General features: G+C 43.6%; 23 protein-coding genes. 9 read left to right on the forward strand and 14 right to left on the reverse strand.

Going from position 1 to position 25,450, the window contains the following annotated elements; translation table 11 throughout:
- Positions 1–30: 30 nt before the first annotated feature.
- The 13 genes from Q0L00_RS14795 to Q0L00_RS14855 form a co-directional block, all read right to left on the reverse strand.
- Positions 31–660 carry a hypothetical protein gene (locus Q0L00_RS14795; protein WP_297337660.1) on the reverse strand — a complete coding sequence of 210 codons (630 nt, stop codon included), beginning with the start codon at positions 658–660 and terminating at the stop codon, positions 31–33.
- Entirely contained in the window at positions 651–1,607 is a 957-nt protein-coding gene (locus Q0L00_RS14800; protein ID WP_297337661.1) for a DNA-processing protein DprA, read from the reverse strand. Before Q0L00_RS14800 ends, Q0L00_RS14795 begins: the two co-directional genes overlap by 10 nt.
- Positions 1,608–1,793: 186 nt before the next feature.
- A complete protein-coding gene (locus Q0L00_RS14805) occupies positions 1,794–3,752 on the reverse strand; it encodes an alpha-amylase family glycosyl hydrolase (RefSeq protein WP_297337662.1) in 1,959 nt (652 codons plus the stop codon).
- Between the two features lie 12 nt (positions 3,753–3,764).
- Positions 3,765–5,246: an MFS transporter gene (locus tag Q0L00_RS14810; protein WP_297337663.1), complete on the reverse strand. Its 1,482-nt coding sequence runs from the start codon at positions 5,244–5,246 to the stop codon at positions 3,765–3,767.
- A 359-nt stretch (positions 5,247–5,605) separates the two neighbouring features.
- Positions 5,606–6,862, reverse strand: coding sequence for a pyridoxal-dependent decarboxylase (locus tag Q0L00_RS14815; protein ID WP_297337664.1), 1,257 nt, complete (start codon positions 6,860–6,862; stop codon positions 5,606–5,608).
- Positions 6,863–6,880: 18 nt separating this feature from the next.
- Entirely contained in the window at positions 6,881–7,327 is a 447-nt protein-coding gene (locus Q0L00_RS14820) for a molybdenum cofactor biosynthesis protein MoaE (RefSeq protein WP_297337665.1), read from the reverse strand.
- Positions 7,320–8,405: a HesA/MoeB/ThiF family protein gene (locus tag Q0L00_RS14825; RefSeq protein WP_297337666.1), complete on the reverse strand. Its 1,086-nt coding sequence runs from the start codon at positions 8,403–8,405 to the stop codon at positions 7,320–7,322. The genes Q0L00_RS14820 and Q0L00_RS14825 overlap by 8 nt, the downstream gene beginning before the upstream one ends.
- Before the next feature lies 1 nt (position 8,406).
- Entirely contained in the window at positions 8,407–8,646 is a 240-nt protein-coding gene (locus Q0L00_RS14830) for a MoaD/ThiS family protein (protein ID WP_297337667.1), read from the reverse strand.
- A gap of 653 nt (positions 8,647–9,299) precedes the next feature.
- Entirely contained in the window at positions 9,300–10,037 is a 738-nt protein-coding gene (locus Q0L00_RS14835; protein WP_297337668.1) for a sulfite exporter TauE/SafE family protein, read from the reverse strand.
- Positions 10,037–11,212 carry a gephyrin-like molybdotransferase Glp gene (gene glp, locus Q0L00_RS14840; RefSeq protein WP_297337669.1) on the reverse strand — a complete coding sequence of 392 codons (1,176 nt, stop codon included), beginning with the start codon at positions 11,210–11,212 and terminating at the stop codon, positions 10,037–10,039. The genes Q0L00_RS14835 and glp overlap by 1 nt, the downstream gene beginning before the upstream one ends.
- A gap of 1 nt (position 11,213) precedes the next feature.
- Complete coding sequence (gene moaA / locus Q0L00_RS14845; protein WP_297337670.1) at positions 11,214–12,194, reverse strand: GTP 3',8-cyclase MoaA; 981 nt, start codon at positions 12,192–12,194, stop codon at positions 11,214–11,216.
- Between the two features lie 134 nt (positions 12,195–12,328).
- Positions 12,329–13,288: a helix-turn-helix transcriptional regulator gene (locus Q0L00_RS14850; RefSeq protein WP_297337671.1), complete on the reverse strand. Its 960-nt coding sequence runs from the start codon at positions 13,286–13,288 to the stop codon at positions 12,329–12,331.
- Positions 13,275–14,084 (reverse strand): hypothetical protein, encoded by an 810-nt coding sequence (locus Q0L00_RS14855; protein WP_297337672.1) that lies wholly within the window; start codon positions 14,082–14,084, stop codon positions 13,275–13,277. The genes Q0L00_RS14850 and Q0L00_RS14855 overlap by 14 nt, the downstream gene beginning before the upstream one ends.
- 270 nt (positions 14,085–14,354) lie before the next feature.
- Here Q0L00_RS14855 and Q0L00_RS14860 point away from each other — a divergent pair, with 270 nt between their 5' ends.
- The 9 genes from Q0L00_RS14860 to Q0L00_RS14900 all read left to right on the forward strand — a co-directional run bounded on the left by Q0L00_RS14860 (position 14,355) and on the right by Q0L00_RS14900 (position 24,121).
- On the forward strand, positions 14,355–14,801 hold the full coding sequence (locus tag Q0L00_RS14860; RefSeq protein ID WP_297337673.1) for a nuclear transport factor 2 family protein: 447 nt from the start codon (positions 14,355–14,357) through the stop codon (positions 14,799–14,801).
- 118 nt (positions 14,802–14,919) lie between these two features.
- A complete protein-coding gene (locus Q0L00_RS14865; protein ID WP_297337674.1) occupies positions 14,920–15,366 on the forward strand; it encodes a nuclear transport factor 2 family protein in 447 nt (148 codons plus the stop codon).
- A gap of 458 nt (positions 15,367–15,824) precedes the next feature.
- Positions 15,825–16,022: a hypothetical protein gene (locus tag Q0L00_RS14870; RefSeq protein WP_297337675.1), complete on the forward strand. Its 198-nt coding sequence runs from the start codon at positions 15,825–15,827 to the stop codon at positions 16,020–16,022.
- 212 nt (positions 16,023–16,234) lie between these two features.
- Positions 16,235–16,684, forward strand: a complete 450-nt coding sequence (locus tag Q0L00_RS14875; RefSeq protein WP_297337705.1) for a fasciclin domain-containing protein — start codon at positions 16,235–16,237, stop codon at positions 16,682–16,684.
- Positions 16,685–17,228: 544 nt separating this feature from the next.
- A complete protein-coding gene (locus tag Q0L00_RS14880) occupies positions 17,229–19,910 on the forward strand; it encodes a two-component regulator propeller domain-containing protein (protein WP_297337676.1) in 2,682 nt (893 codons plus the stop codon).
- The gene (locus Q0L00_RS14885; protein WP_297337677.1) at positions 19,907–20,317 is read left to right on the forward strand and encodes a response regulator; all 411 of its coding nucleotides are present in this window, start codon (positions 19,907–19,909) and stop codon (positions 20,315–20,317) included. The genes Q0L00_RS14880 and Q0L00_RS14885 overlap by 4 nt, the downstream gene beginning before the upstream one ends.
- A gap of 136 nt (positions 20,318–20,453) precedes the next feature.
- Positions 20,454–20,912, forward strand: coding sequence for a (2Fe-2S)-binding protein (locus Q0L00_RS14890; RefSeq protein WP_297337678.1), 459 nt, complete (start codon positions 20,454–20,456; stop codon positions 20,910–20,912).
- 12 nt (positions 20,913–20,924) lie between these two features.
- Entirely contained in the window at positions 20,925–23,186 is a 2,262-nt protein-coding gene (locus Q0L00_RS14895; protein ID WP_297337679.1) for a molybdopterin cofactor-binding domain-containing protein, read from the forward strand.
- Between the two features lie 203 nt (positions 23,187–23,389).
- Positions 23,390–24,121 (forward strand): DUF4397 domain-containing protein, encoded by a 732-nt coding sequence (locus tag Q0L00_RS14900; RefSeq protein ID WP_297337680.1) that lies wholly within the window; start codon positions 23,390–23,392, stop codon positions 24,119–24,121.
- 50 nt (positions 24,122–24,171) lie between these two features.
- Here the strand turns inward: Q0L00_RS14900 and Q0L00_RS14905 are convergent, their stop codons facing one another.
- Entirely contained in the window at positions 24,172–25,440 is a 1,269-nt protein-coding gene (locus Q0L00_RS14905; RefSeq protein ID WP_297337681.1) for a DUF5103 domain-containing protein, read from the reverse strand.
- Between the last annotated feature and the right edge of the window lie 10 nt (positions 25,441–25,450).

The following is a 25,450-nucleotide window of genomic DNA, read 5'->3' on the forward strand; positions in this document are numbered from 1 at the left end:
ATATCAAATTACTATTAAACTGTTTTTTGACTAAAATGAATTAGGTGGAAAGCCTTCAACTCTCCTGGCAATAAATAATCCAATGATTGCAGTACCAGGAAATCTATCGTTAATTATTTCAGAACAAACTTTAAAATGTCGACCATTTGCTATTACATCATCAAAAAGGACAACAACTTTTCCTGTCGGGTCTATTGAATTACTGGCTAGACTAAACTTCCCTTTCAGATCAGCCTTGGAAAGTCTTTTTGCAGATTTGTGTTGAGCAGGATGAGAAATTTTCGTTTCAAGCATTTCCTCAAAAGTAATTGGGATACTTTCTTTTACCCTATTCAATACTTGTATTAACCTGTCATCGTATAATGGATCTGACTTTTGTTTTGATGGAGGAATTGGACAAAAAATCATTTTGTCTAGGTTTTTATTCTCATATAAAGCTTGAATCAACTCATCAGCTATTTGTCCTATCGCCATTTCTTTATACTGATAATGATCTTTTCCCTTTTCATCAACACTTTTCTTAAAGTTTAATATTAAACTATTTGTTTTTCCCCCTTGAAATCCGGCTCCATTAACATATTCTCTTAAATAAAAACAATTATCTTTTTCTTCTAAATCAAGATGTAAAGAGAAATCGGAAATTTTTATTATCAACGCCATTGATCTGGAAATTGATTACTAATATCCTCCATATTGAACACTCTAATAGCACCTTTTTGAGCATATTTTTTTGGCCATGAAAGCTCTTGCTTCTCAAAGCAACTATTGAGAATGAATAATTTTCTTTTTTGATGTAATGCTGCTCGGGCTTGAACAAGTGTTCCTGATGTTTCACCAGCTTCAACAATTACAGTTCCCCATGTTAGCGCTGACATGGTTTTATTTCTTTCTGGAAAGAAAAATCTATTTGAACTTGGGTTTTGATCCTCATAACGTAAAAAAGGAACTTGACTAACCAAAAGGTGGTTTTTCATGATCTCTAATTGGAGCTCTCTATTTTCTTTGGGATAAAATTGTCCAATTGGAGTTCCAATAACTGCAATAGTTTTCCCCCCCATTTCTAGGGCGGTTTCATGCGCTACAGTATCAATTCCTCTCGCTAATCCGGAAACAATGGTAAAATCTCTTTTGACTAACTCTTTGACTAACTTTCTAGCCCTTAAAACCCCATCTTGTGTTGGCTCCCTTGTTCCTACAATTGCAATTGCCTTTTCATCGTCCAGTAAGGTCAAATCGCCTTCATAGTATAAAATTTCAAGAGGGTCTTGAGCATCAAGTAATCTTTTAGGGTAATCAAAAGTGTCCTTAATAACAGCTTTAGGGAAATAACCTATGGAGCTTTCAGACAAAACGGATTCGAATGCCTTATGGGCCTCCTCAAACTCTATTTCAGAAATAGATTCTGAAATTTTTCCAAATTGTTTTTCTGCAAATTGGGACGCTATTTTTTTAAAAGAAGCTCCATTTTTCTTCCAGAGAGCTTCATAGGCAATGATCTCCCTTCGGGCATCAATTGAATTCTCAAATGGTTTAAAATCTAAACTCTCCATTTTGGATTTACAGGTTATTTGAATTTCAAATTTATTTAAATTCCAAATATTTTTCAATGGAACAAATTAAACCTGACATTAATTGTCGATATAATAGACTCATTAAAAGTTTTGAAACAAAAATTTGATTGGGAAAGGAAACATTTAGGCCCAAATCCCACTCCAGCAAAACACAAAAAAACGAATTACTTTTTACTGAAAGTAAGCGTTTAATTTCGTTGAGCAGTTACAAATTTAACAAACTCAATCCTTAGGCATTACTTCCAATATCCGAAACTCATAAGGTGCCAAGTGAAAGTACTCGTGATCCAATCCCACCGGAATAATTTCCTCATTCCAGTGGTCCCAAAGTTGATGGGGAATTAAGCCGTGTTCCTTAAACGCATACCAAGTCATGGACTGAAATTGGCTGCTAAAATTAAAGACCACAAAAATTCGTTGGGGGCCCAAACTCCTCAAGTATCCGGCAATATGGATATTGTGGGGACCCATCCAAGAAATATTTTTATAGTCACCAACTGCAGCTAGTTTTTTTCGAATGGAAAGTAAGCGCTGTGTCCCAGCATAAATTTGCGCTTCGATACTTCCAAATTCATGAATTTTGGCTGCTTTTCCCCAATCAAAAAGAGGGCGATGCATCCATCGGTTATCGTAATTTTTGGCGGGGTCACTTCGGTAAGAGTAATCATTGGTGTAGCCGATCTCATCCCCGTAAAAAATCATCGGCAACCCACCCAGAAAAAAAGAATGAGCCTGCATCATCAGGATCTTTTGGATGGACAACTCCAATTGTCCCGGATCATTTTCATCCAGGGCCTTTTCCAATCCACATAAAGAAGCCAAGGTGCCCGAAATCCGAGCATCGCCTGTCTTGGGATTGGAAGAGAAAAGTGCTCCTTTTGCCGGGCTGCCCAAAGTCTTTCCGGTAAAATACTCTTTCAAAAATCGCCGGTGTAAATAAGGATCTTTTCCTGCTTGAGCGATCATGTAATCATCATAACCCAGACCAATATCATCATGACATCGGGTATAGGCAATCCAGCTGCATCCAAAAGGTTTTTGGTCAAGAATCGGCTGAGCTTGCAGCATCACTTTGGTTTCTCCTGAGGCGAGCATATCCCATTGCAAGGCCATTTGCGTCGCGTTGTAGGCAAAATCACACTCCTTTCCCTGCTGCTCACCCCTCCCAAAATAAGCCATGATGTCGGCCGGAGCCACAATGGCTTCACCCAACAGAGCCATTCCCGGGCTGGCCATGTGCACGGCTTGCTTGATCAATTGTAAAATCGTATGGGCTTGGGGAAGGTTTTGACAGGAGGTACCCGTTTGCTTCCAAATAAAAGCGGGAGCATCTATCCGGAGAAGATCTACGCCCAAGTTGGCATAGAAAAACAGGGTATCCAGCATTTCCCGAAGGACCTGGGGGTTTCGGTAATTTAGATCCCACTGATAGCTGTGGAATACGGTCATCACCCATTTTTGACATTCCTCTGACCAGGTGAAATTCCCAGGGGAGCTTTCCGGAAAAATCTCCGGCATTGACTCCTCAAATTGATTGGGAATCCATCGATTATCGTACATGTAAAAGTAATCTTGGTAATGCTTATCCCCCGACTTTGCCTTTTTGGCCCATTCATGACGATCAGAAGTATGATTCAGGACAATGTCCAACATCACATTCATTTCTTTCAAATGCAACGTGTGCATGAGCTTGGCTAGGTCCTCCAGACTCCCAAACCGTTTGCTGACCTTGCGGAAATCCGAAACCGCATACCCCCCATCACTTTCGCCTTCCGGGCTTTCAAAAAGGGGCATCAGGTGAAGAAAATTGATCCCCAAGTCCTCCAAATACGGGAGCTTGGATTCCATTTCGGATAGTTTCCCACAAAACCGGTCCACGTAAAGACTCATCCCTGCCAGTTTATTACTCAGAAACCAATTCCCTTGAGCCAACTTTTCCAAATCGCGATCCTTTAAGGTATCGGCTCGCTGTTGATAGGCCTGAAAGACCGTAGCCAGCAGCTGATCAAATTGATTTGCTCGATCCGGATGGTCCCCGTAAAGGTTGAAATACAAGGTTTGCAACGAATCGATGCCTTCGGTCACCCGGAGGAAAAAATCCCTGTCTCCCGATCTTGCATTCAACTCAAAGGCCTCAAAATAAGAAGCTATTTTCTGCGCCAAAACTTCCTGATTACCCATACCCTTTTCCAATCAATGCCCAGCAGCTACCCCACTGACATCTGTCATTACTTTTTTATTTTCGTTAATGTAAAGCGTAGCCAATGCCGCAATTAGGAGCAAAACGCCTGCAAAGACAATCGCCAAACCTGGATCATTTCCCAAGAAATTCTTTGATATAAACCCAAAGGTCAGCGTTTGCAGGATCATCGGAATGACAATCATCATATTGATCACTCCCATATAGACCCCGTAACGCTCCTTGGGAATCTTATTGACCACCAAAAGATAGGGTACCCCCATCATACTCGCCCATGCAATCCCAAATCCGGTCATCGGAATAAAAAGCGCATATTTATTTTCCAAAAAGGGAAAGACCAAAAGCCCAATTCCCGCCAGAATCAAGCACAAAAAATGGACTTTCTTGGGACCAAATTTCCGTGCCATTCCAGCCAAAAAGAAGGCAGAAAGGAAGGTCACCACATTGTACCAACCATTCACCAACCCGGTCCAACCCACCGCTTCTTCAAAAAGCCTTGGGTCTGCCGAGGGACTGGTGTTCCATACCGATTGAGCAATACTTTTGGCCGCATTTTGCCAATAACAAAACAAGGCATACCACTGAAACAAATACACCAGGGCCAGCTTCCACATCACCGAAGGCATGACCATGATGGATTCGAGGATTTCGATATTTTGGGCAAATAGGATCCGAGTCGTTTTATTTCCTTTCGTCCAATCCAAGACCTGATGCAAAAGTCCTTTCCAAACCAGAGCAGGAAGGAGTAAAACCAAAAAAACTAAATAGGCAAACAGCGTGGTTAAAATCGATAAGAAAAACTGAATGGCCGGATGAGGCATTCCTTTGGTCCGTGCTTTTAATGCAGCCAATTCTTCGGGGCTGGGAGGAATCTCCTCTGTCTTGGAAATACTCCAAAGAACAGAACCAATGGAGCAAACTGTCCCCAAGAAAAACGAAGCATACACCCAGTAAGGTAAGGCCCCCCAAGTTCCGGAAATGTATTTTTGAAAGACGAACAGCGAGACATTGGCCAAGGTGATACCCAAGCCGGTAAAGAAACTTTGGGTAAGAAATCCAGTGCTGTATTGTGTATCGGGTAATTTATCGGCGATCAAAGCCCGGTAGGGTTCCATCGCGGTATTATTTGCCGCATCCAGCACCCAAAGCAATCCTGCAGCCATCCACAGGGAGCTACTAAAAGGATAAAAGAAAAGAGTAATGCTACAAAGCAAAGCCCCGATGAAAAAGTACGGCTTTCTTCTCCCGTAGCTTGGACTCCAGGTATGGTCACTTAATGCCCCAATGATGGGCTGAATCAATAAGCCGGTCATAGGGCCAGCCAAATTGAGAATGGGAATCTCATCAGGCATCGCACCGAGCATGTCGTAAATCGGGTTGACCGCACTCTGTTGAAGTCCAAAACTGTACTGAATGCCGAAAAATCCGACATTCATGTTGATGATTTCAGAAAAGGAAAGGCGTGGTTTTGCCATGGGGTTAGTTTGGGTTAAACCGAAAACAGATGGACTTTGCCACCTGATTAACCCAACTAACATACAAACTTTATTTGCATCAAAAGCTTGATCTCCAACTAAAAAATAGCAAAAATATATGCAATCGGTTGAAAATTTTGACCAACCTAAAATATCAACCGTTTTCTTTGAATAGGTTAAAAAAACTCCGAGGAAAATAAATTCCTCGGAGCCTAAATCCACCAGAATCAAGGATCGCTACACAGACCGAAGTCCTAGCCCTTATTCCAGAAAAAACCAGGGACTGCCCTTGATCTCCTCCCCTAAGTTCAACCCAATCAAGAAGCAAAACTGGGCGGGATGATTCCAACATTTTCAGCCTAACCCGAAACTTTTGCAAATTCTTTCATCTCGGCAATAAATTCCTTCAAATGCTCAATTTCCACATGATCCATCAACACGATTTTGTACCACTGGTTGGATTCTCCATGGGATTGGGGAACCAGGTTAAATTTATGCGCGATTGATTTGGGGACCGCATGAGCTCGCAGGGTCACAATATTCATTTCCGGTTCTCGGAAATAGGGAATTTCCAGTTGATCGAGTTGCTTGCAAAGCCAGTTGGTCCGCATTTTCAAGACCGATATTTTTTCAAACCATTTATGGGGTCCATAGGTGGTCAGAATGGTCCAAACTGCTACCGCATTGGCACCGGATCGGCTCCCGCAAAGTGTCAGATCCAAGCCTTCCACGTACTCGGCCTCTTTGGTCAAGACATGTTCCATCAGGCCTTTCCGGCAGACAAAAATCCCGGTACCATAAGGGGCCTGAAGCATTTTATGCGCATCGATGGTCAGGGAAGAGATGGCTGGATTCTGGAAGGTTATCTGGTTTTCCTCATCGGAAAAAGGATAAACAAATCCCCCATACGCGCCATCAATATGCAAGCGAAAGGGGACTTCAAACCGATTTAATACCGCTGCCAGCGGAACAGGATCGTCCACGGAACCAAACATGGTCGTCCCCATATTGGCAATGGCAATAAAATACTTTTTGCCGTTGGATAAAGCCCTACGCACCGCCAGCTCGATATCGACTTCGGCCATATCCCGAGTATCCGCTTGCACGGGGACTTTCTCCCAATCCAGCATCAGGAGATTGGCACCTTTGGGAATGGAGTAATGGGTATCCTCAGAGGCCAAAATGACGATCTCATCGAGTTTAGCCCCATGATGTTTAATAAATTCATTTCGGAAAATCCACAAGGCCTGTACATTGGCTTCGGTCCCTCCCGGTGAAATGTAGCCATCAAATTCATCCTCTTCGATTTTAAACAGGTCCACCGCAATCATTTTGAGCACTTCCCGCTCAAGTTCCTGGGTCCCCTTAAAGGCATACTCGGAAGTTCCGTAGGTATGGCAACCGATGTGATTGGGGTTGGCAATGTAGGTATTCAACACAGGCATTTCCCGAAGATAAAGGGATTCGTTGCTAAAAACCTTTTCATCCAACCTGGAGGCCGGATAGCCGAGGTTGGCATCCTTGGAAAAGTCTACATTGTCTTTTAGGGCTTTTTGAACGCGCTCTTGTCGCTGTTCAGGAGAAAGCTTTCTCCAATACTTCATCTCGATGTGCATCGCTATATAGTTGGGTTTCTAGGTATTTACTTTCCAGACATGCTGATCCGAATCTAGGATTTCCTTTCCCCAGATGGGAAGTTCGGCTTTGATTCGCTCCACCAATTCCTCACAGGCCTCCATGGCTGCCTTACGATGTTTGGAGGAGGTAAACACAAAAAGACAAAGTTCCCCTGTCTTCACTTCCCCTAAACTGTGATACATGTGCATGCAGGTCAGCGGATATTTTGCAAAGATAGCTTCTCGGATTTCAAAAGCCTTCTCCAAGGCCATTTCTTCATAAGCCGTGTAGTCAATCCCCATCACCTGACCTGCTTCCTTTTGATCGGCTCTAACCTGACCCAAAAAAATGGAATGCCCTCCAATGTCCGTTTTAGCACTGTGATTGGCAATGGATTGCGCGATTTTTTCCGGGGAGATTGGACCTTTTACAAATATATTTTTCGGTTTTCTGACTTTATCCATTTCTAAATTGACTGGTTTTTAATGCATTGATTCCTCCCCGAATGGAAAATATCGTTTTGTCCGGATATTCGGCTTTAAACTGTAAGGCTGCCTTCTGACTTCGAATTCCACTTTGGCAGAAGAAAAACACCGCCTCCGCATCTCCGAGTTGATCCAAATAGCTGGAAAAATCCGATAAAGGAGCTTTGAATAAGACCGAACAAACCAAGGGAGGCAGCTCATCGGGCTCCCGCACATCCACGAGCAAGGTTCCGTGACCTGCCCGTTGAAAGGCATCGTCCCACTCAAGTTGCTCTATCCCTTCACAGGCCAACTCATAATTCATCGCTTGATAGGCCTCCCAATCCAAAGGTGCCGCTGCCCTGGATTTGAATTGTGGGCTGACTTCTACGGTATACGTTTCAGAGGACAAGCTATTAAAAAACAACACCTTATTATCTAGCACTTTGCCCAGTCCGGTGATCCATTTAATCGCCTCTAAGGCCATTAAATTGCCGATTATTCCGGGCAAAACGCCGATAACTCCGGTTTGTGCGCAATTGGGAATTTCCGTGGCCGAGGGCATAGTGGGATAGAGATCCCGGTAATTGGAAGAATGATGATAGATATTAAAGATTGCCACCTGACCTTCATGCTGATAAATCGCACCAAAAACCAAAGGTTTTCGCGCAAGCACACAGGCATCATTGACTAAGTATCGGGTGGGAAAGTTATCCGATCCATCGATAATCAAATCGTAGGATTTAAGGATTTGGGCCGCATTGCTGACGGTAATGAATTCGGGAAAAGCAAACCAGTTGATGTCGCTGTACTTGTTTTGAAAAAAGGCAACTGCCTGCTCCGCCTTATTTTTGCCCAAATCCTTTTCTCCAAAAAGCACCTGTCGATTCAGATTGGAAAGACTCACTTCATCTCCATCCACTACACCGATTCGCCCCACCCCTGCTGCTGCCAGGTAAAGTAAAACCGGGCAACCCAAGCCTCCGGCACCAATGACTAACACCGAAGCTTTTCTCAACTTATCCTGTCCGGATTTTCCCAATCCGGGAAGAATGACCTGTCTTTCAAATCTATCCATATTATCCTCCTGAAAATGGGGGTAAAAGTGCCACCTCGGCCCCGGAAGGAATGTCGGTTTGTTCCGAGGCCATTTTTTTATTGACTGCCAAATTGAACTTGACTGATTGCAATTCGGGATATTTTTTAACGAGTTGATTTTTAAGTTCCTGAGTAGTTCCCGGGTTTACCAACAACAAATTTTCTAATCCCATCTTTTCGGCAACCAATCCAAAAGCCTTGACTGTAATTTGGTTTTCCATAGTAAAGTAATCGATGCATCTAAATTAAAGTTCAAAGCTTGATTTAGCTAATTCTTAGAACAATTATCCCCTGTGGAAGAAAAGGAAAAACGTTCAAATCAACCTAGCTACACGAGTAAGCTGGCCTAAGAAGGATAGCTCAAGATCAACATGCCCTGTCGCCCAATCACAAAGACAGCTCAAGCCTCGAATCATGTTCGATTCCTATTTAGCAGGCTAGCGCTTATCTTTCCCTCTGGATGAGGAGTAAGGAATAAGGAAGTGAGGTAAACCGTTCCCGTAAGAAGAAAAAAATTAAGACAAAAAAAGCAGTATCCCCCAACGGTTAAAGAGTGAAATGAATAAAGGGTAAATTAAAATGAGGTGATATGCCTTGCCGAGGGCTGAGGGCACCTCACCGTACTTTTTAGTAAACCTGGTTAAACCCAGAGGCAAAACCTTGCCTTCAAAAACCAAAAGAGTTAAAATTCTAAGGTTATGTGATTCAAAAATTATGTTTCCAATCAATTAAGTCAGCTTTAAGCTGACTTTCTTACTAGGAAACGGAGTGACAAGAAATTAATAAACTTCTATTCGGTAACAAGCCTTCGAAACCTACTGGTTACCATGAACCCACTTTTTCTCAAATTAAAGGCAGGCTTGAATGATTTAAGTTATCCCAATAGCAACTTCACCGCAGCAAAAAGCAAGACAAAAGCCAGCATGTATTTCAAGGATTTCACTGAAAATCGCTTGGCTCCTAAATACGCACCCAAAATCCCTCCCATCACCGTCAGTGGTACCAGGAGCCAAAATTCTTCCTGAAGCGGAAGTTTATAGGTACTTGCCCCCAGAAAGCCCGCCACCGAATTCAAAAAGATAAATAGGGCACTCAAGGCCGCTGTTTCTTTGACTCCTGCCCAACCCAGCATCAGAACTAGGGGGGTTAAGATAATTCCTCCTCCGATTCCAATCATTCCGGACAACCACCCGATAATAAGACCTAAAAGTGGTCCCATCCACCAGGTTCGCTTGATTTGGATCGTATCGGCAATGGGAAAAACCCCAGCAAACTTCAAGGCAGGAAAAAGCAGCAAGGCTCCCAATACTTTTTGATATATGGAAGCGTCCAATAAAATAGTCCCACCCCAATAAGCCGCCGGGATCGAAAAAAGGATCAAGGACCAAAATAATCGGGTCGGAAATTCACCAGCTTTGCGATAGCTTAAAAAAGAAGCCATCGATACCATCATATTCAATAATAAAGCTGTGGGTCGGATCTCTTCGGGAGCAAATCCCAACAAAGCCAAAATCATCAAATAGGAACTCGCTCCCCCATGCCCTACTGAGGCGTATAAAAACGCGGCAAAAGGCATCAGAAAAAACAATCCATAATAGATTACCTCTTCCATTACCAAGGATAGAATTTCACTAATTCTCCGCTCTTGACCAATTGCATTTCTTCAGGGATTTCCACAAAACCATCCGCCATACCAAATGCAATCAAATTAAAGGATTCCTGCCCCTGAAGAATATGCGCCTTCCCATGTTTTACCTCAGCCTTTAAAAATTGAGTCAGCGGAATTTTCTTTTCGAAGTCCTCAGCCAAAGGAATTTCAACAACATCCTCCCAGGCTTGGGCCTCACCCATCCAACTTCGAATCACCGGTTTGACGTAGTTGATAAAACAGGACAACACCGATCCGGGATTGCCGGGCAATCCAAAAACCAGTTTCCCGGATTTTTGTCCAGCATAAAGGGGTTTTCCCGGCCGCTGTTTTAGCTTATAAAACAGTTCCTGTACCTGATTTGCTTCCACTGCCTCCTTTACAAAATCATAATCACCTACCGAAATCCCTCCGGTAAAAATCACCAAATCACTGGATTCCAACGCTTCGGTTAATCCCTCTTTTACCGCCTCCTTTTCATCCCTGACCGAGAGTGGAGTGATCTTTCGAACGCCCAACTGCTGCAACCAAGCGACCAAAGCCGGACCATTGGCATTGTAAATTTGGCCGGGGCTCAGCACTTCATCCAATTCTTTGATTTCATTTCCTGTAATGATCAGCGAAACGCGGGGAGCTTCCCAAACCTCTACCTGCGCCACGCCCACCGAGGCAAGTAAACTGACCATTCCAGGGCTCACTTTCGCTCCCGCCTGAGCGATTTGATCCCCCGCTTGACATTGGGAACCTCGATAGCGCACATGCTTTCCCAATTCTGCCTCCCCCCCCTCAAAATAAATCTCATCTCCTTTCCGCACTACTTTCTCTTGCATAATGACGGAGTTGGCTCCTTTGGGTAAGGGAGCTCCGGTAAAAATCCGAACGGCCTCTCCCTTTTGAAGTGCTATTTCCGGGGAAGAACCCGCCGAACTCTCTCCTATGACCTGGAGCGTGGAGCGATTTTCCTCCCAAAAAAAGGCATAGCCGTCCATGGCTGAATTGTCAAAGGAGGGGACATCGATTTTGGAATAGACCGGCTCGGCCAAAACATAACCTATGGCCTGGGAAAGGGAACTGCTGATTTTTTTACGAGGCAAATTCAATTCCCTCAATATCCGTTTTGCTTGAGTGACTCCAATCATTTTAGCCTCCGATTTTGATCATACTCCGATTTTGGATGGCATCCGGATTGGCCTTGAGGTAATCGGGATCAAATTGCCCTCCAAGAGCCTGGTGCTTTCGGGAAAGGGAAAGTCGAATGAGGGCTTCCACATCCTCCCCGTTTCGCAAAGCTCCTAACAGATCCAACTCTTCTTTTCCAAACAAACAATTTTTGATCTTGCCATCGGCAGTTAATCGGATGCGATTGCAGCCCGCACAGAAGTTTTCGCTCATGGTGGTAATAAAGGCGAAAGTTCCCGCAAAACCCGGAACCTGGTATTTTTTGGTGGTATCGTGAATTTTGTCCTCCAGCTTAATCATTTCAAAGTTCTTGCCAACCAATTCCAACATCTGAGCGGCGGTTATTACTTTTTTACTTTGCCAATGGTTTCCAGAAAACGGCATAAACTCAATAAAACGCACATGAAGGGGGAGTTTTTCGGTCAAAGACACAAAATCACAGATCTCTTCCTCGATCAATCCATGGAGCGCCACCGCATTGAGTTTGACCCGAAAATTCTCCCGGAGCAAGAGCAGGATATTTTCCCAAACCTGCTCAAACTGATCGCGCCGGGTGAGCTGGAGGAATTTCTTTCGATTCAGCGTATCCAAAGACACATTGACAGAACGAACTCCGGCTTTTTTCAAGGTTTCCAACTGCTTGTGAATCAACACCCCGTTGGTCGTCAAGGTCAACTCCACAGGATAGCGGGAAAGGGCCTGCATCAACTCCGGAAATTCTTTTCTGACCAAAGGCTCCCCACCGGTCAGCCGGATTTTTTTTACCCCCAGGCCGATAAAGGTTTGGGCGAGTGTTAAAATCTCCTCCTTACGCATCAACTTGGACTGGGGCATCCACTCCATTTCCTCCTGCGGCATGCAATAGGAGCAGCGAAAATTGCAGTGATCGGTCAGCGAGATCCTGAGGTAATCGTGAATACGTCCAAAATTGTCCTGTAGCATATGCGATGTTACCAGCTTTTTATGTAAGAATCAACCCTCGAAAAGCCAATCCTTCCTAAAACGACTTATTTATCCTAGGAATTCCCCTAAGAAAAAAACCAAGATCAAGGAGCCTGGATTTTTGGTTATCCTATCTATCTATTGTTTTCTGATTTTCGCGGATTGATTCCCCCTTTTCTAAATTGGGTAGGATTTAAATCCAGGTGTTTTTTGAAAAAATTATTGAAATGCGTCACCTCCGTAAATCCCAGCGAATAGGCGATTTCAGAAACATTCCAGCTGCTTTGCTTGAGGAGAATTTTTGCCTCCTGGATCAACCGGTCAGCAATGAGTTGACTGGTGGTTTTTCCGGTCATTTCCTTTACGGCCCGATTGAGGTGATTGACATGAATATTGAGTTGATCGGCAAATTCTGCCGGAGCCCGCAACCCAATGGTTTGGTGCGTATCGTCGACCGGAAATTGCCTCTCCAGTAACTCTAAAAAAATAGAGGCGATCCGAAGGGATGCATTGCCATGCTGGGCCATCTGGATTTGGGCAGGCTGCAGCTTCATCCCAAAATGAATCAATTCAAAAACCAGAGCCCGAAGTGAATCATACTTGTATTTGTATTCGGAGTTAAATTCGTTCTGCATTTTTTCAAAGATTTTTTCCACTTCCTCTGTTTCATCATCACTGAGTTCGAAGATGTGAGTCCCATTGGGGTGAAATACCTCATACTGTTGAATTTGCCCGAAATTCATAAAAAAGTGAGGATTGAAAATGCAATAAATCCCTTGAGTTTCGGCAGACAGGTGATCCCACTTATAGGGTACAAGGGGATTGGAAAAGGAAAGGGCCTGCTTTTTAACTTCATAGATCCGGTCTGCATAGTGAACCGTACTTGCTCCTTTGACCAGCATGACTTTATAAAAGTCCCTTCTTCGGTAGGGCACCGCTTTGAGCTTTCCTTCAAAATAAGGTTCCAGTCGAAACAGATTGAAATGACCGATCTCACCGGCGATCGATTCGGGAATCCAATTGAACTTGCGCTTGTAAAACTCCTCCAGACTTTCGGGATTTTCAGGATTTTCCATCGTTTTATTTTTGAGCATATCGGTTTTCGAATTTATAAAGCAGACTCACATTCCAAACCAAGTCATTTCCGGGGATGGTGGATTTGATTTTTTGGTTTAAAAAAGTCTGTAACTGAAAAGGCATGGCTCCATGTTTAAGGGTAAGAGCCGAATTGGCATAATACCCGGAGTTTTCATCTACCTGAAGGAAAAAGACTTGAGGATTGACCGTCAGACTCCACTCATTGATCAAGTTTAAGTCAGAAATCGCTCCATTCAAGGCCAAAAAGTCCGAGTCCTTCGCCGCAATCACTTGAATTCCAGAACCACGGAGGTAATAGAACCCGAGCGAAAATCGGTTAGTCATTTTATAATTCAGATTTAGCTCACCGGCAAGGTAACGATTGGCGATGAAAGCCTTTTCTTCCTTTCCATTCACCCTTATTTTATTCTCCTGAAACAAGAAAGCAGGATGTCCTCCCAAGCTGAGGGAAAACCGCTTATTCTTAATCACCTTATACCTTCCCCAGAAAATAAATGTCCAAGGCTTTCCATCCATCCCGAAGCGAAGCATCGGATCAAAGGATAGCCGCTTCCCTCCCATGGACAGATCAAAGAAAACGGCAGGTCTTCCCAAAGAAAAGGAGGGAATAATTGAAACCCCATTGTTAGTAGCCGTTATCGTACCACTCAACTGGCGGTTTTCAGGCTCCTGTGCATGGGAAATGGAATTTACAAAAATCAATGCAAAAGACAACAGGCAAAATACCATTGATTTGAGCAATTGATTGTCCAGAAAGCTTACTTCTTTAGACCCAACGGTGGCTGTTCCCATGATTTAGTTGAATTACTCCACAAAATTGCGGGAAAATCAAGAGAAGAAGTTAATGCATATCAAATGATAAGTTACGATTTTCAAACAAAAAATTACACGAACTCCTTCTCTGCTATTCCCAAAGGAAAAAAAACCACTTAACAAGAATATAAATACAAGTAATTATTTGAATTGGATAAGAAAAGGTTTGAAAATCATTAGCTATCAGGAGAAATAACTGTGAATTTTGTAAGGACAAAAATTGAATACCAGGCAAAAAACGACTTGATCATGAAAAAATACCTCATCCTTTTCCTCTTTTTCTTTTGTGCCAGTTTCGCAATTGCTCAGACTTCCGTTGAGCAGGAAATCAAACAGCTCTCCCTGGACAAATGGCAGTGGATGGCCGATAAGGACATCGCCAAACTAACTCCCCTCTTCCATCCAGAAGCCAAGTTCGTACACATGAGTGGTACTTGGACCACTGAACGCGAACTTGAAATCATCGAAACGGGAAGCATTTGGTATAAAAAAGCCGATGTCCACGATACCGCAATCGAGATCCTGGGAAACACTGCTATCGTATGGAACCGAATCACGTTGACGGCCCATGTCCGAGGAAATGATGTAGCCACCGAATTCACCGTAACCGAAGTTTATCAGAAAGAGGAAACGGACTGGAAAATGCTGGCTTTAACCTTCAGTAGTGTACGGGACACCCATGAGATTGAGAAGTAAAATTCCTCCTTTCAAAATTTGTAAGGCAAAGCCTTAGATGGAATCTTTCTTCTAACCGAAACCCCCACCATGAGCAAGGCTGTTGCTCGCTTCGGCTGTTTATCCAAACCAAACAAGCATGAAAAACACCACATTTAGTTTAGTTGTTTTCCTTCTCAGTGTATCCCTTTCTTTTGCCCAAAATACTGCTGAAAAACAGGAAGTCATTTCCCTTTCCAAAACCAAATGGCAATGGATGGCAGACAAAGAAGCCGACAAGCTCGCTGAATTGTTTGACGACCAATCTGTCTTCGTTCACATGGGCGGATCTTGGGGGAAAGCGCAGGAAATTAACATTATCCGAAGCGGAGGCATTTGGTATAAAAAAGCGGACATCCACGAAGTATCTGTGGAAATCATTGAAAATACAGCCATACTTCTCAACCGGATCACCTTGGTAGCCGAGGTTGGCGGAAATGAAGTAACTAATCCCTTTGAAGTCACCGAAGTGTACATCAAAAAAGCAGAGGGTTGGAAGCTAGGTTCGTTATCTTTTACCCGACTCATAGGAACTGCAGATCGCTAAAACTAGAGGAGTTAGCCCACTTTCCTCTTGAAAAAACTAAATCGGACAGAACATGAAATATTTCTGCCTTTTCATTCTTCTGTTCAGTACCTTGAGTAGTGCTAACCAAATTCAGCGTGAGGTAAAAATGAGTACCGGTAAAACGGACTCAAATCAACTACTCATTAACTACCTCTCCCGAACCTAGCACACTAAAGGCGTAGCCAAGATAATTCAGAAAGAAGTTGGAGGTAGATTGGTCGAAGTGGAATTAAAGACACCCTATCCAGAAGACTACCCATCCATTGTGTCCCAAGGAGTCAGAGAAAATGAGACTGGCTTTCTTCCACCTGAAAAACCCACAATCCACGATCGGAATAAAATAGAAGTGGTTTTCCTGGGATTCCCTACTAGGAGTATGCAATGACTACCTCCGATAAAAAGCTTTATCAGGAAGAATAACCTAATTAAGAAAGACTTTGATCCCCTTTACTACCCATGGAGGCTATAACATCGGAAGCAGTTTTGATACGCTGGAAGAGTCTTGTGAAGGCTGTCTGATTCTATCGGGATTTTCCATTCGAGGTGGATACGAGCGGGATGGAATTCTAGTTGTCATAGATGGAGAAAAAGAAATAAAGCTTGAAAAAGGAGTGAAAAATGGTTTAGCAGCCTAAAATTCTGATTTTCAATTGTTCCACTTTCTCCCAGAATCGTTAAAAATAAGATTTTTTTAAACTTTCCAACCGCACCTTTGTTTTACTAACTACATCTAAAAAACCTTCAAACGATGAAAAAATCAAGAATTTTAGTATTGGCAGGAAGTTTTCTTGCACTTGGATTTTGGACTGCATGCAGTGCCCCAAAAGAAGAAACCACTGAAGAAACCATGGCACCCGTGGAAGAAGTTGCTGAAGAGCCGGTAGCTTCCAATACCGTGGTGGATATTGCCATCGGTTCACCCGATCACACGACCTTGGTAGCAGCTGTAAAAGCGGCTGAACTGGTAGAAACCCTAAGCGGTGATGGACCATTCACAGTTTTCGCACCTACCAATGCGGCATTTGAAGCCCTTCCTGCTGGTACAGTTGAGGATTTGCTAAAGCCTGAGAACAAGGAGAAATTGACTGGCATTCTAACCTATCATGTGGTTGCCGGTAATGTACTTTCTGGCGATCTAAGCGATGGACAAGTGGTAACCACGCTCAATGGGCAGGAATTGACGGTTTCTATCGCTGATGGGAAAGTAAGTATTGGCGGGGCAACCGTTGTTGCTGCTGATTTGGAGGGAACCAACGGGGTAGTTCACGTCATTGATACTGTGCTTCTGCCTCAATAAGCAGAAAGATTTAGAAAAGGCTAATCGGTAAATGATTAGCCTTTTTAATTGTTTTTTACTTCCGAGCCAGCCAGCTAGGGCTGCATTCTCAATTTTGTGCTCTTCTCTTTCCTTTACCCAAATCATTCCTATTCCTACAAGCTTCCCTTTCGGGTGTACAGTAAACTTTTGACTGACCCAATTTTCGGGGGAGCTTACCCCTTCACCGGCAGAATACTCCCGTTGGCTGAGGAAATATTCCTGTCGATATAATTTTTTTTTATTTTTTTTCTTGACCCGTTCTCCCGGAGAAGTACAGTAATACTAAAAAAATTGAAATATATCGGCTGTTTTTTGCTTTAAGTCAAAAGACTGAATCAAACAACTTAGTTAATGAAAAAAAATTATAGGGATTACATATTTTTATCCCAAAAATTAGTCTAAATTTCAATACATGCATAGGAGCGATTACTTAAAATTTACCCCTGGATTTCTCCTATTCGAAACGTTCAGCAGCATAGTTTAAAACCCATTTCAAAACCTTAATCCCCCGGTTTGCTCTGTTTTGAAGCCAAGTAATAAAAATAAATTTACAGTCCTTTATGTATTGATCCTGGTTTTTTACCTCATAGAAACCAAAGCCACTGGAGCAGCACATCTTGACTTTCAAGTAGATTCCTTAAGGATTTCTACCAATTACGTATTTGAGACTTGGGATAACACCAAGGGATTTCCTCAAAATTCTGTGATGGCTCTGGAAAAGGATAACCATGGGTACTTATGGATATCTACCGAAGAAGGTTTGGTTCGATTTGACGGATCCTCACCCAAGGTCTTTGACCAAGATGGCTATCCGGAAATGATCGAGCAAACCTATTACACCTTTTTCAAAACCCCGGGAGGACTATGGGCCACGGCCGACCGAAGTGTGGTCCTGCTGGAAAAAACCATCCGAAAAGTAATAGACTGTAGGCAAATCACCGAAAACACCTGGATCCGAGCGGTCACCGAAGACCCTTCCGGAGCGCTTTTGATCGGTACGCAAAAAGGAGAAATCTATCGGTATCAAAATGGGGAATTCAGGCTACTGGAATTTTGGAAACCTGAGGTTAAACTCGAAATACACGGTTTTTTCCACCTCAGCCCAACTCATCTTTTGGTTGGAACAACCCAAGGGCTTTATGAGGTCCATCTTGAAAACCAAACCGTGAACCTGCTGACTCCAGACAGCTTTTCGGTCCATAAAGTATTTGGTAGCTTGGAGTCTATTTTTATTTATTCTCCAGATTCGGGCATCTATACCCTAACCGAGGACCTTAAGCTTCAACCCGAAGTCCCGATCGAACAAATCCGCGACATCAACCCCAGTAGTTTGACTACCGATTCCCAACATCGAATCTGGGCCGGGTCCAATGAAAAAGGGTTGGTTTTGATCGAAAAAGGAAAAGTAAACCGCATTAGCTATCCAGAATTGCAAACCTATACGGTACGGAAAATCATCAAGGAAAAGGAGAACCTTTATTTGGGTACCTTGGGAAAAGGTCTGGCTTTGGTCAAACCCGCCCAGGTAATCCAACCTGACTTTCCCCAACTGGAGGAAAAGAACATCAAAGCGATTTTTCAGGCCTCCGACAGCAGCATTTGGATTGGAACCAAGTCCAGTGGGTTATTTTGGATCAAAGAAGAAAAAATTCAATCCCTTACCGAATCGGAAGGCTTACTTCAAAACCGAATCACTACCCTGGGAGAAGCTCGGGGAAAAATCTATGCCGGTACTATTTTGGGTATTTCGGTCATCGATCCAAAAACCGGAAAAATTATCGATCAGATTACCCAAGAAGATGGGCTTCGAGGCAATTATACCAATGCGGTATTTTTGGATTCCAAAGGCTGGCTTTGGGTATTGACCCGACGAGGGGGGATACATTATTTTGATGAAACCGGGGCGTTTCACGCGGTAACCCTTCCCGAACAATTTGCTACAACCAATTTTATCAGCATTGCAGAATTAAAAAATAAGCAGATTCTGATTGGGGCCATGAATCAGGGAATTTTTAAACTAGAAAATGGGGAGTTCATTCAAAACCAAACCCTTCCCCTACCCCCAGGTGAAGATGTAATTTATGCGATCTATCAAGACGAGCAGGGCGATGTCTGGTTTGCCACACATGGTGGTCTTATTGTAAGGAAAAATGGACGGTTCAAAACGCTAAAAAAAGCCAATGGGTTAAAAACCAAAAGTGTCTACAGCATTACCCACGATGGCAGAAATGGCATTTGGATCAGTAATAATTTTGGAGTACAGTATTTTTCAGATGCCGAACTGGAAAAATTCAAACAGGCCGACAAGGAAGACTTTTTCATTGGCACGACCCTTTACAATGAAAACCTGGGCATGCCCAATTCCGAATCCAATGGCTTGATCTTTCCTGCAGCAATTCAGGATTTTCAAGGAAAAATATGGATCCCAACGGTGGCTGGGGTGGGAATCATCGATCCTGAAGTAACGGCAAACACATCCACTTCCCCACCCAATTTTATTTGGGACGAACTTCAACTTGGAAATCAAAAAACAACCATTGAGGATCAAATCCGGATCCCTCCCGGACTTCGGATGTTTCAGATTTCCTTTAGCTTGATTGATTTTGAAAATCCATCCCAATATTCTCTTTTTTATAGAATTGACAACCGTTCCGACAGTTGGCTTCCTATCAAGGATCAGCGCTTGCTCATTTTCAATGGACTGAAGCCTGGAAGGTACACTTTGGAGGTAAAAATCCTCAAATTTGGGCAGGATGAAATCATCCAAACCTTACCGATAGTGGTGGAAGCCACATTTTTTGAAACCGCTTATTTCTGGGTGGTCGTGGCCCTTGCCTTGCTCCTGTTGATTTATTTTATGTTCAGGTATCACTTCAACAGTAAGATGAAGCGGGAATTAGAAGCCAAAGTGGAACGAAGGACGCTTGAACTCAGCAAAACCAATGAAAAACTCAAAGAGGCGGTCCGAGAAATTGAGGAACAAAATTTGAGATTACAAGAAATCACCTGGGACCAGTCTCACCTGGTTAGAGCGCCTTTAACCAAAGCAATGGGAATCAATCAGGTATTGATCAATTATTCCAACTATTCCAAGGTAAAGAAAACGAAACAGGACTTGGAAGTTGAACTATTGCAGACGCTCAAACAACTGGATGCGATCGTCAAGGAAACGCATGCCAAATCAGAAAATTTGAAAAAAGAATGAGAAACAATCCGTTTAAGGTGCTGATTATCGATGATGATCCGGGAGTCCTATTTCTTCATGAAATCATGGTGAGTGAGGGGAAGCTGCATCCTGAACCCAGTATGTTTTTTGATGCCAAAAACGCCTTAAACTATCTTCTTTCTATTGATGATAAGCAAAACCGAATTCTGATTTTTTTAGACATCAACATGCCCAAAATGAATGGCTGGGAATTTCTTGACCGGTTGATGAAAAAAATTAAACATTCTGATGTCAAAGTAGTCATGGTTACCTCCTCCTTGAACAAAAATGAACGGGAAAAAGCCAAAAAATATAAGCTGGTTATTGATTTTTGGGAAAAACCCATGGATGAGAACCAGGTATCTACCTTAATTCAAAATCTGGGCAGCTGGTTAAAGGTAGACTAAGCTCTGCTTGCAAACCCTTTTTTTCTGGAATCAGCTTCGCTTAGGTAAATAAATTGATTTACAGAATCTTCTGTTTGATTTTCGTAAATACAACTTACGAGAATAACCCTAACTTTATTCTTTAAACAAATAGGATATGGCTATTTTCAATCTAACCATCAACGGAAAATCAAAGCAGGTCGATGTAGACCCTAACACTCCAATGCTTTGGGTATTGCGGGATCATTTGGATTTGGTGGGGACTAAATTCGGCTGTGGCATTGCTCAATGCGGTGCCTGTACCATCCATCTGGACGGTACGGCGGTTCGCTCCTGTTCACTTCCTGTTTCCAGCGCTGAAGGAGCCGAAATCACCACCATCGAAGGGCTTTCAGAAAATGGAGACCATCCCCTTCAAGAAGCCTGGATTGAGCATGATGTTCCTCAATGTGGGTATTGCCAAGCCGGTCAAATCATGACTGCGGCAGCACTTTTAAACGATAATCCCAAGCCATCGGATGAAGAAATCGAGAATGCCCTCAACGGGAATATTTGCCGATGTGGAACCTACCTTAGAATCAAAGCTGCCGTAAAAACTGCAGCACAAAAACTGTAATCCCTCAGATCCATGACTACTGTAAACACAAAACTCAACAGACGATCATTTCTGAAGGTTTCTGCTCTTGCCGGGGGAGGAATGGTCCTCAGCTTTTCTTGGTTGGCAGGCTGTAAGCCTAGCCCAGAGGAGACCCTGGGTATGCCCAAAGAATGGTTTGAACTCAACAGCTACATTAAAATCGGTGAAAATGGAGCAGTTACGCTTTTTTCTCCCAACCCAGAGTTTGGCTCCAATGTCAAAACTTCCATGCCCATGATTTTAGCCGAAGAGCTTGGGGTGAATTGGAAACAGGTTATCGTCGAACAAGCCGACTTTTTCCCGGAGCGATTTGATCGCCAGTTTACCGGGGGTAGCCAGGGGATTCGTCAAGGTTGGATCCCACTCCGTACAGCGGGTGCTACGGCTCGGGCCATGCTTATTGCTGCTGCCGCTCAAACCTGGAAGGTGGATCCAAAAGAGATCAGCACCGAAAACGGTCACCTCGAGCATAAAGCCTCCGGTAAAAAAGTCCAGTATGGACAAGTGGCCAGTTTGGCGGCCACCCTGGAGGTTCCTGAAGAAGTCAAACTCAAGGATATCCAAAATTTTACCATCATCGGGACTTCGAAAAAGAATGTTGATGGCAAAAAGATAGTGACCGGCCAGCCCATGTATGCCATTGACCACAAAGTGGAAGGAATGAAGTATGCGGCCATTGTTCACCCTCCCGCATTTGGAATGAGGATCAAGTCTTTTGAAAAGTCCTCCCTCATGGGAATGCCCGGAATTCAGGATGTCTTTACGATTAAGCTTTTCAAGGAGGGTTATGAACGAAATTTCTTTGATACCACCACCTTCCCCGAAGTAATTGCAATCGTAGGAAATTCAACCTGGGAAGTATTACAGGCTAAAAAAGCCTTCCAAGCAGAATGGGAAAATGCCCCAGAAAGTAAATTCACCATGGATGCTTTTGGAAATAAAATTCCAGTTACAGTCCCAGCTGGACTGGAAAACACCAGCGATCATAAAGCTAAGATGGCTGAGTACATCCAAAAATCAGGAAATATACTTCGAAGGGATGGAGATCCAGAAGCAGCATTCCAAAAGGCAGCAAAGGTAATTGAGCGAACCTATAATGCTCCATTTCTGGCTCATAATACCATGGAGCCCATCAATTGCTTTGCAGATGTAAAATCGGACAAAGCCGTAATCTACGGTCCGACACAGGCACCTGAATTTATAATGAATACGCTGGCCCAAGCCCTGGATTTACCTAAAGAAAACATTCAAATCAACCTGGCTCGAATGGGCGGAGGATTTGGGCGAAGAGCCTATAGCCACCATATGGTTGAGGCGGCTTTGATTTCTCAAAAAATTCAGGCTCCGGTCAAAATGGTCTACACGCGGGAGGATGATATGGGCTATGGAATTTACCGCCCCACCTATTCGGCTACCTACCGGGCCGCATTGGATGAAAACAATCAATTAGTGGCATTTCATGTCAAAGCTGGAGGAATCCCTGAAACCCCAATCCATCCCAACCGATTCCCGGCGGGGGCGATTGACCACTATTTAGCCGAAAGCTGGGAAATTCCTTCCAACATCACCATTGGGGCTTTCCGAGCACCTCGATCCAACTTTATTGCCGGAGCAGAGCAAAGCTTTTTGGATGAATTGGCCGAGGAAATGGGGAAGGATCCGATTGAATTCCGCTTGGAATTACTCAAGCGCGCCCAAACCAATCCAGTCGGAGAAAACAACGATTATGATCCCAAGCGTTACGCAGGCGTTCTGGAACTTGTACGGGAAAAATCCAAATGGAGCAATCCGCCGGCTGGAGTTCACCGGGGAGTTTCGGCCTACTTCTGCCACAATTCCTACGTGGCTGAGGTATTGGATCTCAAAATGGAAGGAAGTACACCAAAAGTGGAAAATGTCTATGCTGCCGTGGATTGCGGGATCGTGGTGAACCCGGATGCTGCTGCCAATATGGGGGAAGGAGCGATCGTGGATGGCATTGGAAATGCTTTTTTTGGCGAGTTGGCCTTCGAAAACGGCAAGCCTACCAAGCGGAATTTTGACCAGTACCGCATGATCCGTCAACAAGAGGCACCCAAAAATATCCAAGTGCATTTTGTGGATAGCACCGAAGACCCCACCGGATTGGGAGAACCTCTCTTCCCTCCTGTTTTTGCCGCTGTGGCCAATGCCCTGTATAAAGCAACCGGGAAACGGCTGTATGATCAACCTTTCCAACCCAAATTGGAAGAAATGAGTAACCTGTTGAGGTAAAACCAAAGACTCGGTTAAGCTAAAATTACACCGAAAGCAGGCATCTTCCGATGCTTGCTTTTGGTTTTTCAAAGGATCAATCTTGGATTTGTAAGAAATTTCCTTCCTGATATTCTGCTATTTACTCTTTTTTAACAAAAGGATTGAAGCGAAATGCAGGGATGCTACGTATTGGGGTCAGAATAAAAACTAAATCCAACATCATGATTAAAAGATTGATTTCTTTCAAAAAACCAAGCCTTACCCTAGCTTTCAGTACCCTTGCACTTTCCGGAATTTTGGGTCTGAGCAGTTGCCTGGATGATATCGAAAACCCAGATCTCCCACCTACTGCTTATGTTTCGGTGTATCAAGGTTCCCCTGATGCCCCTGAACTCGATATCTATGCCGACGCCAATCGAATCAATAACCAAGCCCTTGATTTTGCAGAGGCATTGGCTTACAGTCCTTTTTATGTAGGCGAGCGGCAATTCAAGGTAACCGCTTTTGATGCGGCCTCCTCCTTGCTGGAAAAGGAATTTAGGCTGGGAGCAGATACGGTTTATTCCTTATTTATCCTCAACAAGGTAGCGAACTTAGATGCGATTTTGGTGGAGGATGACTGGGATGAACCCAATGCAGAAGAGGCTCAGGTTCGGTTGGTTCATCTCTCTCCGGATACCGAAGAAGTTTATGTAAAAATCAGCGATTCGGAAGATCGCTTATCCACCGATGTGGCCTTTGGCGAGAACTCCGGATTCTCCGATATCGCTACAGACATCTACGATATCGAAGTAATCTCGGTGGATACCGAAGAGGTATTAGTCAGTGCAACAGATGTAGAGCTCAAAGGCAATCGCGTCTATACCTTTATTCTCCGGGGACTGACCGAAACCGAGGATGAAGACATGAAGCTAGATTTGCAATTATTAACCAACTATGTAAACTACCAGTAAATGGCAGCTTAACTGACGCAGAAAATCCCGGGTATTCACTCGGGATTTTTTTATAGCCTTCTGCGGTTAGGCTGAAGGTATACATAGCCTACCAACTGATCATAGCGTGATCCTAAGCCCCGGTAATACACCATGACTTCATATTCATTCTCGGTTTGGAAATAGTTTCCTTCAAAGGGCGCTGGATCCCGCTCCTCGCCTAGTACGTATTGGTAATCGTACCAGCCTTGTTTTAACAAAACCGCCGTTTCGTAAAGCTCCAATTCCTCATTCCATTTAAGCTGTGCATCCGGTGACTTTCCCCAAGCAGTAAACGAACCGACCAGGTAAATGGGAGTGGTGGTTTGAGGGTATTTGAGGTAAAAATTAGTCAGAATGTATTGGCTATCGATTTCCGGATCTCCTCCTGGCCGGTCATTGTTGAACACGACATATTGCCCATTCAAATCCAAATATTGAGAATAGGCTAGATCGTCTCGGGGGCTGTCGATTTTGGCATCGGCAAAAATCACATCTGTTTCTACCGTTATATTGGCGATGTTCACCCCTGCTGCCCGAATAAAGCGTAAATCCACAAATCGAAATTCATTTCCAGCAGGAAAAGTATTTTCCCCATCAAAGCTTTCAAAGCGCATCAATTTACTGCTCTGGTTCAAAAACGTCGGTTTGGAAAAGGACTTGGCATTGGCCCAACGCTGGTTTTTACGGATTACCACACGGATTTGATTGTTGGGATCCATGATTTCCCCATTCGAATAGTTGACCGTGACGTTGACTTGCTGGGAAGTCTGTCTATCCTGGGTTTGAGTGGGCGGAACGATGGCTGCCCCCACCGTAAAAAAATCCTCATACACCATAAATCTCCGGGTCAAAACCAGGTCTTCTTCATCTCTTCCCCGGTACACTTTAGCGATGTAATTGCCGGATTTGGTGACTTGAGGGATCTGAAAGGTATAATGAATGTAGGGAATCCGGGTATTGACCGAATACTCGTAATCCTGAATGGTAAATTCATTGAACGTGGACAAAAAATCATTGTTTTTCAACTGGGATTGTTTCCAATCCGCATCACAATGAATCAATTTGACCGAGTACAGCTCCGGATCATAAGCCAAATCATCAAAATGTAGCACCAATGATCGGGAATCGGCAATGGAAACCACCGGAGAATTTAACTGACTGTAAAAATCAGATCCCGTGGCAAAAAGACGAACTGAATAAATGTGGTCTTTGTATACTTGGTCTTCGATCTGAGCCAGAAGTGAACCTGAGGCCAGGATAAAACACCACAGCAACAGGAAGGATTTTGCTTGATTCATGCCTGAAAAT

This window comes from Algoriphagus sp. (assembly GCF_024305035.1).
Taxonomy (GTDB): domain Bacteria; phylum Bacteroidota; class Bacteroidia; order Cytophagales; family Cyclobacteriaceae; genus Algoriphagus.